Below are 13,327 nucleotides of genomic sequence, written 5' to 3'. Positions count from 1 at the left end.
CAATGTTTAGATATTAGCTAATCAAATCTATTCCTATTATATATGTAAATACAGTTGTTTTGCTACTGTAAATGAATAAATAAAATAAGCCAAGACATAAAATTCTTGGCTACACATAAATCTTGTTTTTAGGCTATTTTACAGTGACAGTAGCTTGCTGCTGAACGCGCTCAAATAACCAGTGTATATCATTGTTATACATACGAATACAACCAAGTGTTGTTGCTTTGCCGATTGCTTGATTATTGTTAGTTCCGTGAATCGCATAAGTTGTTCCGTAAGTTCCTGCCATATTTAATCCGAGCCAACGGTCACCAAGTGGATTACGTGGATCGCCGCCTTTAATTTTGCCTGTATAATAAGGGCGGTTTTTAATTTTATTTACGATTTGAAAAGTACCTTTAGGTGTAGGTGTTTCTGCTTTCCCAGTAGCGACAGTAAAACTTTTTATAAATTTTCCATTCTGATAATAATCCATTTTATTTAACTGAGTGTTTACGATTAATTGATCTTTCGTTGTAGCGGCCTCTACGCTAGCGAATGGAAGAGTTAAAAATCCTAATGATAATAGTGCGCTTAATAATAATTTTTTCATTGTTATTCTCCTTTTACGATCGTAATAGTCTTACATACAATGAAGTTGTAATCCTCGTAATGCTTTATTTACATTTTCATCTAATGTTTCAAAGAATGTAGTGATTTTGCTGTTGTGTTTGTTGTTTTTATCAATAAGTAATCTTTCGTTTAATAAAAGCTCACCACGTAGTCCAAAACTTTGAACTTGAATATTTAGCTCATCTTCATTTTCAGAAATAATTGGTAAGAAATAGTGAAAAGCTTTTGTTGGAATGATATAGCTTTTGCCAATCATGCTTTCTTGGTTTGAGTTAGTCCATTTTTTCGTGACAATTTTAATATTCTTTTTTGAAACGATAAAAGATAGTGTTGTAGATTTTGTTAAACTTACGTCAAATTCACTTGTTTCACATATGTGTAAATTAAAAACGGTTTCATTTTGATGAGATTCAACATTTGTATTAATAAAATCGTGCATTTTATATGCTTCCATTTCGTATTCACCCTTTTTTCAATTTCGAAAAACGACTTATATTTATTCAAATTAATGCTTAGTCATATATTAGTTAAATTTTTCAACAAATTCCGATATAATCTTACAATACGTATATGAAGCTAATATGAAGTTAGCATGAGTTTGTGGTGGTTTTTTATTGAGAACAAAATAAGAAAGGTTTTTCAGTGTTAAAAAATGGATAAAATTTGCATATTATTGATGCGCCTTTTTGTTGTTTCGACTTAAAAAATGCTTTTAGCTACTTAATAAAGAACGGAAATCATTAGTGTGACCCTTACAAAAATGTAATAAAAATGTAAGCTATTGTGATAGTTATTTCGACAATTTTTTTATACAATAATAGTAAGAAGTTGTACGTGATTGAAAGGAGAGATGACATGGAATGGATTCATGAATTATTTCAGCAATACGGGTACTATGTTGTACTTGTCGGCTTGCTGTTAGAATATATTGCACTTCCGTTTCCGGGAGAGCCAACGTTAGCATATGCGGGATTTTTAGCACATAAGGGTGATTTAAGTTTACCGATTTTAATTATTCTATCCTTTATTGGGACAAGTGTAGGAATGACGATTCAATACTTTTTAGGAAATAAATTAGGTATGCCTTTCATTCAAAAGTATGGGAAATACGTATTTTTAACACAAAGAAAAATTGACTTAACGAGAATGTGGTTTGATAAGTATGGGTACTTCTTAATTTTTATTGGTTTCTTTATTCCTGGTGTACGTCATTTCACAGGATACTTTGCAGGAATTATTAATTTACCATTCCGTCGTTTTGCCATTACAATTTATTCAGGCGCTCTATTTTGGGTATCATTCTTCTTAATCGGTGGTTACTGGTTAGGTGGAAACTTACATGATATCTTTGGAGTGCTAGAAGGTCATATCGGTAAAATCATTTTTGGAGTTATTGTGATTGTAGCGGTTACGCTAGGTATTCGTTTCCGTAAGCAGTTAAAACGAGTATTACTACAAAACGCAAGCTAATATGAAATCCATTCTATGTCACAATTTAGGAAGGCAGTGCAAAAGCACTGCCTTTTTTATTTTATTTTTAAGACTATGTTTAATGCACATTTTACATTCTTTATAGGAATTTGATACAGGATAAGAAATAAGTATCTTGTCAATTATTATAGTCGTAATGACAATTATAATTGACAAATATAAGGATATTATTTACAATTTTAATTAAATAAATGAAAAAGAGGGAAGACATGAAGCTTCAAAATCGAGTGAGGGAATTGCGAGCAAAGCATCGTTTATCACAAGGGGATTTAGGGAAAGCGATTGGATCATCACGGCAAACGATTAGTTTAATTGAGCGTGGGGATTATGCACCATCTATCGTATTGTCGTTAAAAATTGCACAAATTTTCAATGTACCGGTGGAGGAAATATTTACGTTAGTAGAGGGGGAAGAGGACGATGAAGAGTAAGCGAAAAAAACAATTTGATTCTGTGGGGAAAATAGCATTAAGTATGATGGGGGGCTTTTTAACGTCTTATATAGCTTTAAATTTACTCTCGGATGAACCGAGAAAATTATCATCCAATACATTTATAGGTATATGTACTATTTTTGGAATTTTAATGATGTACTATACTTGGAAGAATACACGTATGTTAGCAGAGGCACGCGATGAAGAAGAGAGCGTACAAGGTAGGAAATTAGGCATTATAAGTATATATTTACGTGTAGGTGATATAGTTACGCAGGCATGGTTTGTATATGCAGTTATTACATGTAGACGTGCACTGTTGCAGGATACAAATGTTTCATTTGCGGTGTGGAATTTAGTAGCTTCTATTGTTTGTTTAACTACTGTAGTAATTATCGGACTTATAACAAAAAATCGTTATAATAAGCTATATCCTGAACAAGGTGTAACGTATATGGAATCTATGAAAATGTGGACGAAAAACGCAGATGAAGGATTAAAGCACATTGTGCATGAGGCTGGATATAAAGCGTATGAATTTACGAATACAATATTGGCATATGTATGGTGGGCTGCCGTTATATATACAGCTGCTAGTGATATCGATTTTGTATTAATTGGCTTAATCTCATTTATTTGGATATTGCATCTCGGAAAGTTCATGTACGAAATGCAGAGAAAAATGATTTATTAAGGGGAGAAAAAGGTGGATATTTTAAGAAGGCCAGCTGGCTCAATGACAGTGGCGCTAATTTTGTCCATTTTATACGGAATAATCCGAACTGGGAAATTAGAAGTAATTTTGAACCTATGGGCAATAGTTGGAATTTCATTGTTAGTGTTAGCCATTCATGAGCTAGGACATGTAGTATTTGGTGTAATAGGTGGTTTGACATTTAAATTTATGACAGTAGGACCCATTACTATTCAAAAAGAAAAGGGAAAATTACGCATTCGAGAAAATAAATTGTGGGCGTACTTTGGAGGCGTTGCAACACTAGTACCACCTTCTATAGAGACACCGAATCTTTCGAAAAAGTGGGCGTGGCTCACTTTAGGTGGACCGATTACGAGTTTACTATTTGGTATTACTTCCGGTTACATATACATGGTGAGTTATTATCAATATCTTTTATATTTTTTCTTTTTCCATTTTGCAATCTTTGCGGTTACAATCGTGCCGATAAAAGGAATGCTTATGAGTGATGGGATGCAATTTCTTATTTTAATTAAAGATGATGAAAGAGCTAGAAATCACTTATATGAGATTCAAATATCGAGTGAGTTATTTAGTTATAAAAGACCGAAAGATTGGGATGAAAGGTTAGTAGAATTGAGTGAGGAGAAAATAAAAGAGAATAAAGGGATAAGAGAGATAATGAGTAGACTTATGCTCGTCTTTTTTGCTCGTGCAGATCAAGAGGGAATGGAAAGAGCGATACCGTATATAGAACGAATTGTTCAATTACCTGTAACGAAAGAAAATAAGTTTTTCGTTAGTAGTTTTCATAGTTGGTACCTTTTATATAAAGCCCTTTATCAGATGGATAGTCTTTCTTTGCAAGAAGCAAAAGAACATGCAAAGGCTATTACAAAAATGGACCTAAGTGGATATTACCGTACACAAGGAATTATTAAATATGTAGAGGGCAATATGGAAGCGTCCCGTACTTATATGAAGAAAGCCGATCAAGAATTAAAGAGCGCCGAGAAGAGTGAGATGGGATATTTACAATTAGAAAGAGAATGGTTTAAGCAGCTGAAAGAGAGGGTATCTTACGATGGGTGAGGTATCCTCTTTTTTATATGTCATCTTATGCAGTTCCATAAACAGCCTAGGGCGAGTAAAATGAGATAAGAAGAGCAAAGCTTGGAGGAAGTAAATATGGAAATCTTATCAATTATTTTGATAGTCTTGCTCATTTATGTTGTTTTTAAAGTGGCATATGTAGCATTAAAGATACTCGCGATCCTATTAATTCTCTTTTTAATCGTAGAGTTCGGCAGTAAGTTGCTTGGTGGATAGGGTATGTTGTGCGTTTTGAGTGTCGAAGCGTAGATATAAGTGGAGAAACGATCGATATATTTGAAAAATCGTTGATATATTTTAGTGAATACGAAGTGGGGTATGTGGAAAAGAAGTTGCCGTTGGGTAGCTTCTTTTTATTGTAGTGCCGGGGTATAGAGCATAAATAAGTTGCCGAAAATTGTCGGTAAGTCGATATCCTGTGTCGAAGCGTCGATATAATGAAAAAATCGCTGATATAAGTGGAGAAATCGCCGATATATTTGGAGAATCGCTGATATATTACGGTAGATACTAACCGGGGTATGCAAACCAATCAAAAAAAGCTGGAAGAGTATCTTCCAGCTTAAGAGTTACTTTCAATTTGGCGACCGTTTTCTTCTTCATTATCTTGTAATAGGTTAAATACGTCTGCTAAGCAGAATGCAATGAACCAAGTCCATAGACCGTGGAAGAAAGCAGAGCTTAATTGAAGTGGTAATGTATAGTTTGTCATTGAGTAGGAAATACATCCACCAACGATTCCGATCATTGTTAATAACATTGTTTTTTGAGCGTTTTCTTCTGGATTGAAGAGGAAGTAAATGTATCCACCTAAAATTGAAGCGCTTACAAGCGTTTCGATTCCATTAAAAATGATATTCTCTCCAAGCTGTGTGTTTGTCCAGAAGCAGATTATTCCGCCGATAATAGCAAACAGGACAGCTATTGTATATCGTATATATTGATTCATATGTTCATCTCCTTATGTAATAAGATGATTTGGAAGTCAAAAAGGTAGGTATAGTATATTGAAGTGAGTTTTAATTGTACGTATCTTTTTATAAAAAGATCATTGAAGAGTAACTAAGATGATCGGTTGTTTAAACCGTTACGTGTATGGTGTCTGAAATATACCCGACTGCTCGTTTCTTTTTGCTTGTAAAATAAGAGAAACTTCCAAGTCTATATACTCTTTTTTTGTGAGTCTGCTTTCATTATAACACATTTAGAGACATAATAATAGAATTATCTGATTTTGTAATAAGTGTAAAAAATAAAAAGCGCAAGGAACACTAGCTCCTTGCGCCTTTTTATATGCGTTTGAAACGGCCGACAATTTCAACTGTTTCAGTAATGTTCATAAATGCTTTGTTATCCACTTGACGGATAATACGTTTCATTTCGCCTAACTCATAGCGAGTCACGACAGTGTAAATCATTTTTTTCTTATGGTTTGTATAGCCGCCGACAGCGTCTACCATTGTCACCCCGCGTATGCCGTGATGTAGTAGTGCGCTTTTTATTTCCTCGCCTTTTTCTGTAACTGTCATTATCGTTAATTTAATATGTTTCGTATGCACAGCATCGATAACTTTGCTGACTACAAACCGGCTAATTAACGTATAAAGTGTAATATCCCATCCGAAAATAAAACCTGCTGCAACAAGTAAGACTAAGTTGAATACAAAGATGATTGCTCCAATTGAAATATCTCGATATTTCGCTACAATCAATCCAACAACATCAAAGCCACCTGTTGAAGAAGCAAATCGGAATATGATTCCGGAAGCTGCTCCGCAGATTACACCACCGAATACAGAAGATAGTAAAATATCGTCTGAAACCTGGTGTACAGGGATAATGTTCATCGCTAACGATGATACAGCTACAAAGTAAGCTGTTAAAAAGGTTGTCTTCTTGCCTAAGTAAAAGTGACTTAAAATAAGAAGAGGAATGTTTAGTAAAAAGATAAGTGCACCGATATTGTAGTGCATTAAATAACCGATAATCATCCCTACACCAGCGAATCCACCGCTAATCATGTTATGCGGGATAAAAAACATATTCATAGAAATTGCATACAAAATAGAAGCTATAAAAATAACAACCAACTGTATCATAAATTCTAAGTGAAATGTTTTAGCTGCTGGGAAGGATAAAAAGGCGGTGTCGGGAACGTAATCGGCGTCTCCTAGTTGACCCATAGTATGTTTCATCTCCATATTCATTTTTGATTACAAGAAGAGAATAAAGGTTTTTTCAAAAACTGGCAATAGTTTTATTATAATGCAAAAATTTTATAAATTTCTAATAAATCAAGCCTATTCATTGATGTGTGTGAATATACTAAAGAAAGCGAATACAACGTTTCTTTAGTATTGTTTTCTTGAGAAAATATGCAAAATACTTTTTTTGAAAATAAAAGGAAATAGAGAATGTTTGCCTAATGTGCTAAAATGACCTTATTAAGGATGTGAAGCGATGGAATTTTTATTGCAGGATGCAATTCTATATATATCGTTTGTAACGACGGCACTTTGTTTATTAGAAGTTTTCTTCCTTGCTAATGTTTCTCGCTTTGTGCGTCAGCAAGCATCGAGCGGTAAACAAAGAGCTTTTGCGTTAGTTGATACATGTGAAGATAGTGCGAGAAATGTACCGCTATTTTCTATTTTTTATAAATATGGAATGATTCGTTCTGTACGCAGACAAGAATCAAGTGAAGAGAATGACGAGGTCGGTCCGTATACACCAATGTTTCGCTAAATAATTACGAAACATTGGAGGAATGAACATGTTAAAATCATACCGAGTTGTGCTCGTTAGTCTATCATTATTACTTGTTTTTGTTTTATCTGGTTGCAGTAATGCGGCCCCAATTGATGCACATAGTACTGGGATTTGGGATCATTATTTTGTATATCCAATCTCGTATATGATTCAATTTGTTGCTCATCATATACCTGGAGCTAGCTTCGGGATTGCTATCATTATCATGACGCTCGTTATTCGTTCAGCAATGATTCCATTAGCTGTTTCACAATATCGTAGCCAAGCGAAAATGAAAAAAATGCAACCTGAATTGCAGAAGCTAAAGAAAAAATACGGTGATGTAAGCAAAGATCTTGAAAAACAAAAACAGTATCAAAAAGAAATGTCAGAACTAATGAAATCAGGCGGTTGGAATCCACTTGCTGGTTGCTGGCCAATCTTTATACAAATGCCGATTTTCTCTGCTTTGTATTATGCGATTAGCCGAACGGAAGAGATTCGCACATCTTCATTTTTATGGGTGAACCTAGGACATGCAGATCCATATCATATATTACCGATTATTGCAGCGTTAACAACATTTATTCAGATGAAAGTATTCCAATCTAATATCACACCTGGAGAACAAGTACAAATGCTGAAAATGCAGCAAATCATGATGCCGGCAATGATTCTATTTATGGGGTTTGCGGCGCCATCAGGACTTGTGTTGTACTGGATAACAGGTAACTTATTTACAATGACACAAACAATTGTATTAAGAAAAATAATGGAACGTGAAGAGTTACAATTACAAAAAGCATAGAGAAACACCGCTCATTGCGAGCGGTGTTTTTTATTTGAATCGTTAAGGAAATTTTAAGAAACCAATATTACTATTGGCTTTGTATACGAAAGTGTACATGCTTTAGAAATATGAAGGAGGAAATTTCCTATGAAGAAGAAAACAGTTGGTTATTTAGCGATTGCAGGTGCTTTATCATTCGGAATCATTGGAGGAGTCGGTATTCCGGCATTCGCGGCAACGAATACTCCAGCGGTGGATCAGCCTGCAAAAACGGCGAAAAAGGATTTAGATGACGCTACAAAACAAAAAGTAAAAACAATTATGGACGATACAAAGAAACAGTTAGAGGAAATAGGTGTAAAGCTTCCGGAGAAAGAGAAGCGTAAAGACATGTTTGTAGGATTAGATGAACAGGCGAAAGCAAAAGCGAAGTCAATTTTAGAGCAAGAGAAATCGGGCAAACTAACACGTGAACAAGCAAAAGAGGAATTAACAAAGTTAGGCGTAAAAATGCCGGAGAAAGGTAAGCGTGGAGACATGTTTGCTAACTTAGATGAACAGGCGAAAGAGAAAGCGAAGTCAATTTTAGAGCAAAAGAAAACTGGAAAATTAACGCATGAGCAAGCAAAAGAGGAATTAACAAAGTTAGGCGTGAAAATGCCGGAGAAAGGTAAGCATGGAGACATGTTTGCTAACTTAGATGAACAGGCAAAGGAGAAAGCGAAGTCAATTTTAGAGCAAAAGAAAACTGGAAAATTAACGCATGAGCAAGCAAAAGAAGAATTAACAAAATTAGGTGTGAAACTTCCAGAGAGAGAGAAGCATGAAGACATCTTTGCAGGATTAGATGAAGCAACAAAAACAAAAGTAAAAGCGATTTTAGACAACGAAAAGAAACAATTAGAGGCATTGAATGTTGATTTACCGCACCATAAGTTTTTTATGAAAAAAGATGAGAAATAATTGAATGAAGTCGTATCTTTCGTGTGGGCAACCGGAAGGTACGTGCAAGGGCCGATTTCTATAAGTAGAAATCGGTCCCTTTTAATGAGGCATTGAAATTCTTTTCATTGTTAGTATGTATCCGAAGACGCAGTAGAAGATTGCAAAACCGATAAACACTTCCGTATATTGATATTTACCCAATACGTAGAAGGAAACAGCTGGTATAATAGCTACCGCTAAAATGCTATAAACAGGATACTTGTGCCGATGCATGATAGCGAATTGAACAGAGAGAAACGTAGCGATGATACAAAAAACAGCAATCATTATTGGTACACCTCCTAAATGGATTATACCATTTTTAGGGGATTAGAGGAGTTTTGTATCTTCTGTTATAATATAAGAAGAGAAATATTTCCTATGTTATATAAAAAAATATATTGATTTTTTCTAACAATTCAATATAATGAACAATAACTACAAAATTCGACATCAAGAAGTGATGATGAGGACACGATCAATTTTTTACGATTCTCAGAGAGGGAAGCCTTTGGCTGTGAGCTTCCTAATACGGAAAAATGGATTACCACCTCTGAACTGCAGCAGTGAACGAACATCTAGTAATTGCTTGCCGGCAAAAACCGTTATTTAGACTTGAGAAATTGGTGAAGTATGTTACTTTACGAATTGAAACAAGGGTGGAACCACGAATACAACACTCGTCCCTTTTTTAGGGAGGAGTGTTTTTTTATTTCATTTTTGCATCACACTAGGATTGGAAGGAGGATACGCAGCATGCATCATGATGAGAAGAACAAAATTGGTTTAACGGTAGCACTTTCTATCGTAGTAGGAACGATTATTGGATCTGGTGTGTTTATGAAACCAGGGAGCGTATTAGATTACTCGGGGAGTTCTAATATGGCCATTCTTGCTTGGGTAATTGGTGGTCTGTTGACGTTAGCGAGTGGTTTAACAGTAGCTGAAATTGGAGCGCAAATCCCGAAAAATGGTGGGTTGTATACGTATTTAGAGGAGATTTACGGAAGTTTTTGGGGATATTTATCAGGCTGGATGCAAACAATTGTTTATGGACCTGCTATTATCGGAACATTAGGTTTATACTTTAGTTCTTTAATGATTAATTTTTTCTATTTAGATAAAGTGTGGAATTTACCAATTGCAATTGGAACGGTTGTGTTCCTTGGCGTTATAAATAGTATGGGAACAAAATACGGAGGTATCGTCCAAACAATCACGACAATTGGGAAAATGATTCCGATTGTATTAATTGTCGTGTTAGGTTTTTGGAAAGGAAACAGTGATATTTTTAACGTAGTAGTGCCGATATCAGAAAATCAAAGTATCGGTATGGCAATTTTAGCAACTTTATTTGCTTATGATGGCTGGATTTTACTTGCTTCGATTGGCGGAGAAATGAAGAATCCAACAAAGTTATTACCGAAAGCAATGACAGTTGGGATTTTAATTGTAACAGCTGCTTACGTACTAATTAACTTGGCATTATTAAATGTGTTACCAGCAGCGAAAATCGTAGACCTTGGAGAAAATGCAACAGCGACAGCTGCGGGCATGTTACTTGGGGAATATGGCGGGAAAATTATTAGTATCGGTATCATCGTTTCTATTTTCGGCTGTTTAAATGGAAAGATTTTAACATTCCCACGTATTCCAATGTCTATGGCAGAGCGTGGACAACTTCCATTTTCTAAGTTTATTGCAAAGGAAAGTCCGAGATTTAAAACACCAGCAAATGCGATTACTGTTGAAATCATTTTAGGAATTATTTTAATGATTATTAGTGATCCAAATAAGCTATCTGAGATTTCCGTATTCATTATTTATATTTTCTATGTAATGACGTTTATTGGTGTCTTCATTTTAAGAAAACGTAATAAGAATAAAGAGCGTGCATATAGTGTACCGTTATTCCCAATCGTACCAATCGTAGCGATTTTAGGTTCGTTCTTTGTAATTGGTAGTGCGATTATTAACGATCCAGTAAGTTGTTTCTTATCGATTGGAATTGTATTTACGGGACTTCCGGTGTATTGGTATTTAAATAAGAAGAAAGAAACAGAATGATGAAAAGGTAGGCGTATTATACGCCTACCTTTTTTACTGTAAAAAAATTGTGCTTGCGTCCATTTTCTATTTTGGTTACTATAGTCGTAGTAACCAAAATAGAAAGCGTGGGGAAAGACTTGAATTTTCGTGTTTATATTTTAGCTATCGCGGCTTTTGTAGTCGGAACGGTTGAGCTAATTATAGGAGGAACGCTCGATTTAGTTGCCAATGAGTTAGGAGTATCTATTAGCGCAGCTGGTCAGCTTATAACAATATTTTCGGTAGTATTTGCTTTGTCAGGTCCAGTTTTATTAGCTTTGACAGGGAAGTTTGAAAGAAAAACATTGTATGTTGGAGCATTATCGATTTTCTTAATCGGAAATATTATTTCGGCATTTAGTGTGAATTACGGAATGCTAATGTTCTCAAGGGTTATTTGTGCGGCGAGTGGTTCATTAATTATTGCACTATCGGTAACACTTGCTTCTAGTGTTGTAGAACCGCATTTTCGTGCGCGTGCAATTGGAATCATTTTCATGGGAATTAGCGGATCACTCGTACTTGGAGTACCGCTCGGTCTTGTGCTCGGAAATGCATACGGATGGCGTGCACCATTTGTATTAATTGCGGTATTAACAGTTATGGCAATTGCTTGTATTTCATTATTCTTAACGAAAGTACCACCGACATCGGTATTATCAATAAAAGAACAACTTGCTACTTTAAAAGATAAAAAAATTGTAAGTGCACAGTTAACATCATTTTTGTTTTTAACGGGGCATTTAACATTGTATGCATATTTAACACCGTTTTTAAAAGATGTTATGCATGTTGAAGCAAACTGGATTAGTGTGTTTTACTTTATTTTCGGAATCGCAGCAGTAATCGGCGGCGGATTCGGTGGATGGCTTGCTGATAAATGGGGATCGAAGAAAAGTATTATCTCGATTATTATCGTATTTGCATGTGCAATCTTCATGTTGCCATTAATGACATTCTCATTCCCGCTCTTCATCATTATGATGGGACTTTGGAGTATGCTGAGCTGGGCGATTTCACCAGCACAGCAAAATTATTTAATTGAAATTGCACCGGAATCAGCTGGTATTCAGCAAGGTTTAAATAACTCTGCGCTTCATTTAGGAATTGCACTCGGTTCAACAGTAGGCGGAGTTGTTATTGAAAAATCATCTGTTATATATAACGCTTGGGTAGGCGGTGGCTTTATTATATTAGCACTGCTTTGCGCAATTTTCTCGATTACGAGAGGACGTTCTACTCAGTTCGTGAAAGAAGAATCTATCGTTTGATAGGTTCTTTTTTTTATTTGTAAAAAATTGCAGGTTTTGGTAGAAAGATGGAGAAGGTGTATATAGCGAGGTGAGGTATATGTATACGAATTCTTCAATTATTGGTTTTTTAATTTCAATGCTCCCTTTGTTTCTTATTATTTTTGCACTTAGATGGGTTCGTTTCATCTATCAAAATTCAGAGAAACAAGTGGAGCAAAATGAGAAAATCATTGAGCTGTTGATGGACATAAAGGAACAAAACGAAAAGGAGTCTAAGTGAAAAACTAGACTCCTTTTTATTATTTAATTAGTACCTCAATTTCATCAACAAACTCTTAATTTCCTCATCTTCCATAAAGAGATCATGATGTTTCTGAGTAATCTTTGCAAGTGCAACGTCGTGATAGAAAAATTCTGTAAAGAACTTTACGAAAGGTTGTGACATTGTTTTCATCGCTTGCCATGACTCTTGTTCTACGCCAGCAAATAAAATTTCACGATCGTCAACGATGAGTAGCAAGTAGCGCTCTAATGCATTAGGTTCTTCAGCTGGGATTAGAAAATGCATGTTTTCTAAGTCTGTTTCTACTTCTCCAACAATAAGGGATTCAATTTGAACACCTTGTTTTGCTTTTTGTTCTAGTAAAGGGAGATATTCTAAAAGAGTATCATTCCAAGCTGACATACGGATTGATTCTTGTGCACTTTCAATGAGTTCTTTACTTTGAACTCGAATAGAAGATTGCATTTTTAAGCTCCACACACGGTCATCTGTAAATGATTTTTTTGATATGTTTGTTTCCAGTTCTTTAATATTTGATTGGAATTCTGTCGTTAATTTTTCAATTGCTAGTTTTAGTGGTAATGCTGTATACAATTTTTTCTTTTCTGAAACAGAATCCATTACCATTCCTTTATCGATTAGGCGTGCTAGTACTTCATATATTTTTGCTTTTGGAACACCTGAATGCTTCACAATTGTTGTAGCATCTAATGGTTCAGTGCTTGATACGACAACTTCATAAGCTTGGCTTTCATATTGTGAGAAACCGAATTTTTGTAACATAGTTCCCTCCGAACGAATGAGATTATATTTTAAGGATAATGAACTATT

The 13,327-nt window shown here is 35.1% G+C and carries 17 protein-coding genes and 1 other annotated feature; of the genes, 11 read left to right on the top strand and 6 right to left on the bottom strand.

Going from position 1 to position 13,327, the window contains the following annotated elements; genetic code table 11:
- Positions 1 to 133: 133 nt before the first annotated feature.
- A complete protein-coding gene (locus ACTJJY_RS22960) occupies positions 134 to 595 on the bottom strand; it encodes a L,D-transpeptidase (protein WP_440606633.1) in 462 nt (153 codons plus the stop codon).
- A gap of 30 nt (positions 596 to 625) precedes the next feature.
- Positions 626 to 1,069: a DUF3978 family protein gene (locus tag ACTJJY_RS22955; RefSeq protein WP_000388762.1), complete on the bottom strand. Its 444-nt coding sequence runs from the start codon at positions 1,067 to 1,069 to the stop codon at positions 626 to 628.
- A gap of 401 nt (positions 1,070 to 1,470) precedes the next feature.
- Here ACTJJY_RS22955 and ACTJJY_RS22950 point away from each other — a divergent pair, with 401 nt between their 5' ends.
- From ACTJJY_RS22950 to ACTJJY_RS22930, 5 genes are all read left to right on the top strand, one after another.
- Positions 1,471 to 2,085: a DedA family protein gene (locus ACTJJY_RS22950; RefSeq protein ID WP_000454754.1), complete on the top strand. Its 615-nt coding sequence runs from the start codon at positions 1,471 to 1,473 to the stop codon at positions 2,083 to 2,085.
- Positions 2,086 to 2,315: 230 nt separating this feature from the next.
- Complete coding sequence (locus tag ACTJJY_RS22945; protein ID WP_000776168.1) at positions 2,316 to 2,537, top strand: helix-turn-helix transcriptional regulator; 222 nt, start codon at positions 2,316 to 2,318, stop codon at positions 2,535 to 2,537.
- Positions 2,527 to 3,234 carry a DUF3169 family protein gene (locus tag ACTJJY_RS22940; protein WP_000837717.1) on the top strand — a complete coding sequence of 236 codons (708 nt, stop codon included), beginning with the start codon at positions 2,527 to 2,529 and terminating at the stop codon, positions 3,232 to 3,234. Before ACTJJY_RS22945 ends, ACTJJY_RS22940 begins: the two co-directional genes overlap by 11 nt.
- Before the next feature lie 42 nt (positions 3,235 to 3,276).
- Positions 3,277 to 4,329 carry a hypothetical protein gene (locus ACTJJY_RS22935; RefSeq protein WP_440606646.1) on the top strand — a complete coding sequence of 351 codons (1,053 nt, stop codon included), beginning with the start codon at positions 3,277 to 3,279 and terminating at the stop codon, positions 4,327 to 4,329.
- A gap of 96 nt (positions 4,330 to 4,425) precedes the next feature.
- Positions 4,426 to 4,566 (top strand): DUF3985 family protein, encoded by a 141-nt coding sequence (locus ACTJJY_RS22930; protein ID WP_440606632.1) that lies wholly within the window; start codon positions 4,426 to 4,428, stop codon positions 4,564 to 4,566.
- A gap of 346 nt (positions 4,567 to 4,912) precedes the next feature.
- Here ACTJJY_RS22930 and ACTJJY_RS22925 read toward each other — a convergent pair whose 3' ends face one another.
- Both ACTJJY_RS22925 and ACTJJY_RS22920 read right to left on the bottom strand, forming a co-directional pair.
- Positions 4,913 to 5,299 (bottom strand): DUF3938 domain-containing protein, encoded by a 387-nt coding sequence (locus ACTJJY_RS22925; protein ID WP_440606631.1) that lies wholly within the window; start codon positions 5,297 to 5,299, stop codon positions 4,913 to 4,915.
- A gap of 340 nt (positions 5,300 to 5,639) precedes the next feature.
- Entirely contained in the window at positions 5,640 to 6,533 is an 894-nt protein-coding gene (locus tag ACTJJY_RS22920; RefSeq protein WP_440606645.1) for a YitT family protein, read from the bottom strand.
- 277 nt (positions 6,534 to 6,810) lie between these two features.
- On the opposite strand from ACTJJY_RS22920, the gene ACTJJY_RS22915 reads away from it, so the two are divergent.
- The 3 genes from ACTJJY_RS22915 (at position 6,811) to ACTJJY_RS22905 (ending at position 8,851) form a co-directional block, all read left to right on the top strand.
- Entirely contained in the window at positions 6,811 to 7,095 is a 285-nt protein-coding gene (locus ACTJJY_RS22915; protein WP_377823468.1) for a hypothetical protein, read from the top strand.
- 28 nt (positions 7,096 to 7,123) lie between these two features.
- A complete protein-coding gene (gene yidC, locus ACTJJY_RS22910) occupies positions 7,124 to 7,906 on the top strand; it encodes a membrane protein insertase YidC (RefSeq protein WP_440606630.1) in 783 nt (260 codons plus the stop codon).
- A 129-nt stretch (positions 7,907 to 8,035) separates the two neighbouring features.
- Positions 8,036 to 8,851: a hypothetical protein gene (locus ACTJJY_RS22905; protein WP_440606629.1), complete on the top strand. Its 816-nt coding sequence runs from the start codon at positions 8,036 to 8,038 to the stop codon at positions 8,849 to 8,851.
- A gap of 81 nt (positions 8,852 to 8,932) precedes the next feature.
- On the opposite strand, the gene ACTJJY_RS22900 is transcribed toward ACTJJY_RS22905, so the two are convergent.
- On the bottom strand, positions 8,933 to 9,160 hold the full coding sequence (locus ACTJJY_RS22900; protein ID WP_440606628.1) for a hypothetical protein: 228 nt from the start codon (positions 9,158 to 9,160) through the stop codon (positions 8,933 to 8,935).
- A 166-nt stretch (positions 9,161 to 9,326) separates the two neighbouring features.
- Positions 9,327 to 9,563: a binding site (T-box leader), on the top strand.
- A 65-nt stretch (positions 9,564 to 9,628) separates the two neighbouring features.
- Between ACTJJY_RS22900 and ACTJJY_RS22895 the strand changes: the two genes are divergently transcribed.
- From ACTJJY_RS22895 to ACTJJY_RS22885, 3 genes are all read left to right on the top strand, one after another.
- A complete protein-coding gene (locus ACTJJY_RS22895) occupies positions 9,629 to 10,939 on the top strand; it encodes an APC family permease (RefSeq protein ID WP_440606627.1) in 1,311 nt (436 codons plus the stop codon).
- Between the two features lie 107 nt (positions 10,940 to 11,046).
- Positions 11,047 to 12,231 carry an MFS transporter gene (locus ACTJJY_RS22890; RefSeq protein ID WP_440606626.1) on the top strand — a complete coding sequence of 395 codons (1,185 nt, stop codon included), beginning with the start codon at positions 11,047 to 11,049 and terminating at the stop codon, positions 12,229 to 12,231.
- Between the two features lie 79 nt (positions 12,232 to 12,310).
- Positions 12,311 to 12,493, top strand: coding sequence for a hypothetical protein (locus ACTJJY_RS22885; protein ID WP_377823477.1), 183 nt, complete (start codon positions 12,311 to 12,313; stop codon positions 12,491 to 12,493).
- A gap of 27 nt (positions 12,494 to 12,520) precedes the next feature.
- Here the strand turns inward: ACTJJY_RS22885 and ACTJJY_RS22880 are convergent, their stop codons facing one another.
- Complete coding sequence (locus ACTJJY_RS22880; protein WP_440606625.1) at positions 12,521 to 13,279, bottom strand: TrmB family transcriptional regulator; 759 nt, start codon at positions 13,277 to 13,279, stop codon at positions 12,521 to 12,523.
- Between the last annotated feature and the right edge of the window lie 48 nt (positions 13,280 to 13,327).

Source organism: Bacillus sp. 22475, assembly GCF_052044835.1.
GTDB lineage: Bacteria > Bacillota > Bacilli > Bacillales > Bacillaceae_G > Bacillus_A > Bacillus_A cereus.
The sequence above is the reverse complement of the archived record's forward strand: the minus strand, read 5'-3'. Positions and strand labels throughout refer to the sequence as shown.

Bases quoted from the DNA above. Each gene is read 5' to 3' on its own strand.
- ACTJJY_RS22955 (WP_000388762.1), bottom strand. From the start codon at position 1,069: ATGGAAGCATATAAAATGCACGATTTTATTAATACAAATGTTGAATCT.
- ACTJJY_RS22950 (WP_000454754.1), top strand. From the start codon at position 1,471: ATGGAATGGATTCATGAATTATTTCAGCAATACGGGTACTATGTTGTA.
- ACTJJY_RS22925 (WP_440606631.1), bottom strand. From the start codon at position 5,299: ATGAATCAATATATACGATATACAATAGCTGTCCTGTTTGCTATTATC.
- ACTJJY_RS22900 (WP_440606628.1), bottom strand. From the start codon at position 9,160: ATGATTGCTGTTTTTTGTATCATCGCTACGTTTCTCTCTGTTCAATTC.
- yidC (WP_440606630.1), top strand. From the start codon at position 7,124: ATGTTAAAATCATACCGAGTTGTGCTCGTTAGTCTATCATTATTACTT.
- ACTJJY_RS22880 (WP_440606625.1), bottom strand. From the start codon at position 13,279: ATGTTACAAAAATTCGGTTTCTCACAATATGAAAGCCAAGCTTATGAA.
- ACTJJY_RS22935 (WP_440606646.1), top strand. From the start codon at position 3,277: ATGACAGTGGCGCTAATTTTGTCCATTTTATACGGAATAATCCGAACT.
- ACTJJY_RS22960 (WP_440606633.1), bottom strand. From the start codon at position 595: ATGAAAAAATTATTATTAAGCGCACTATTATCATTAGGATTTTTAACT.
- ACTJJY_RS22920 (WP_440606645.1), bottom strand. From the start codon at position 6,533: ATGGGTCAACTAGGAGACGCCGATTACGTTCCCGACACCGCCTTTTTA.
- ACTJJY_RS22915 (WP_377823468.1), top strand. From the start codon at position 6,811: ATGGAATTTTTATTGCAGGATGCAATTCTATATATATCGTTTGTAACG.
- ACTJJY_RS22885 (WP_377823477.1), top strand. From the start codon at position 12,311: ATGTATACGAATTCTTCAATTATTGGTTTTTTAATTTCAATGCTCCCT.
- ACTJJY_RS22930 (WP_440606632.1), top strand. From the start codon at position 4,426: ATGGAAATCTTATCAATTATTTTGATAGTCTTGCTCATTTATGTTGTT.
- ACTJJY_RS22945 (WP_000776168.1), top strand. From the start codon at position 2,316: ATGAAGCTTCAAAATCGAGTGAGGGAATTGCGAGCAAAGCATCGTTTA.
- ACTJJY_RS22940 (WP_000837717.1), top strand. From the start codon at position 2,527: ATGAAGAGTAAGCGAAAAAAACAATTTGATTCTGTGGGGAAAATAGCA.
- ACTJJY_RS22895 (WP_440606627.1), top strand. From the start codon at position 9,629: ATGCATCATGATGAGAAGAACAAAATTGGTTTAACGGTAGCACTTTCT.
- ACTJJY_RS22905 (WP_440606629.1), top strand. From the start codon at position 8,036: ATGAAGAAGAAAACAGTTGGTTATTTAGCGATTGCAGGTGCTTTATCA.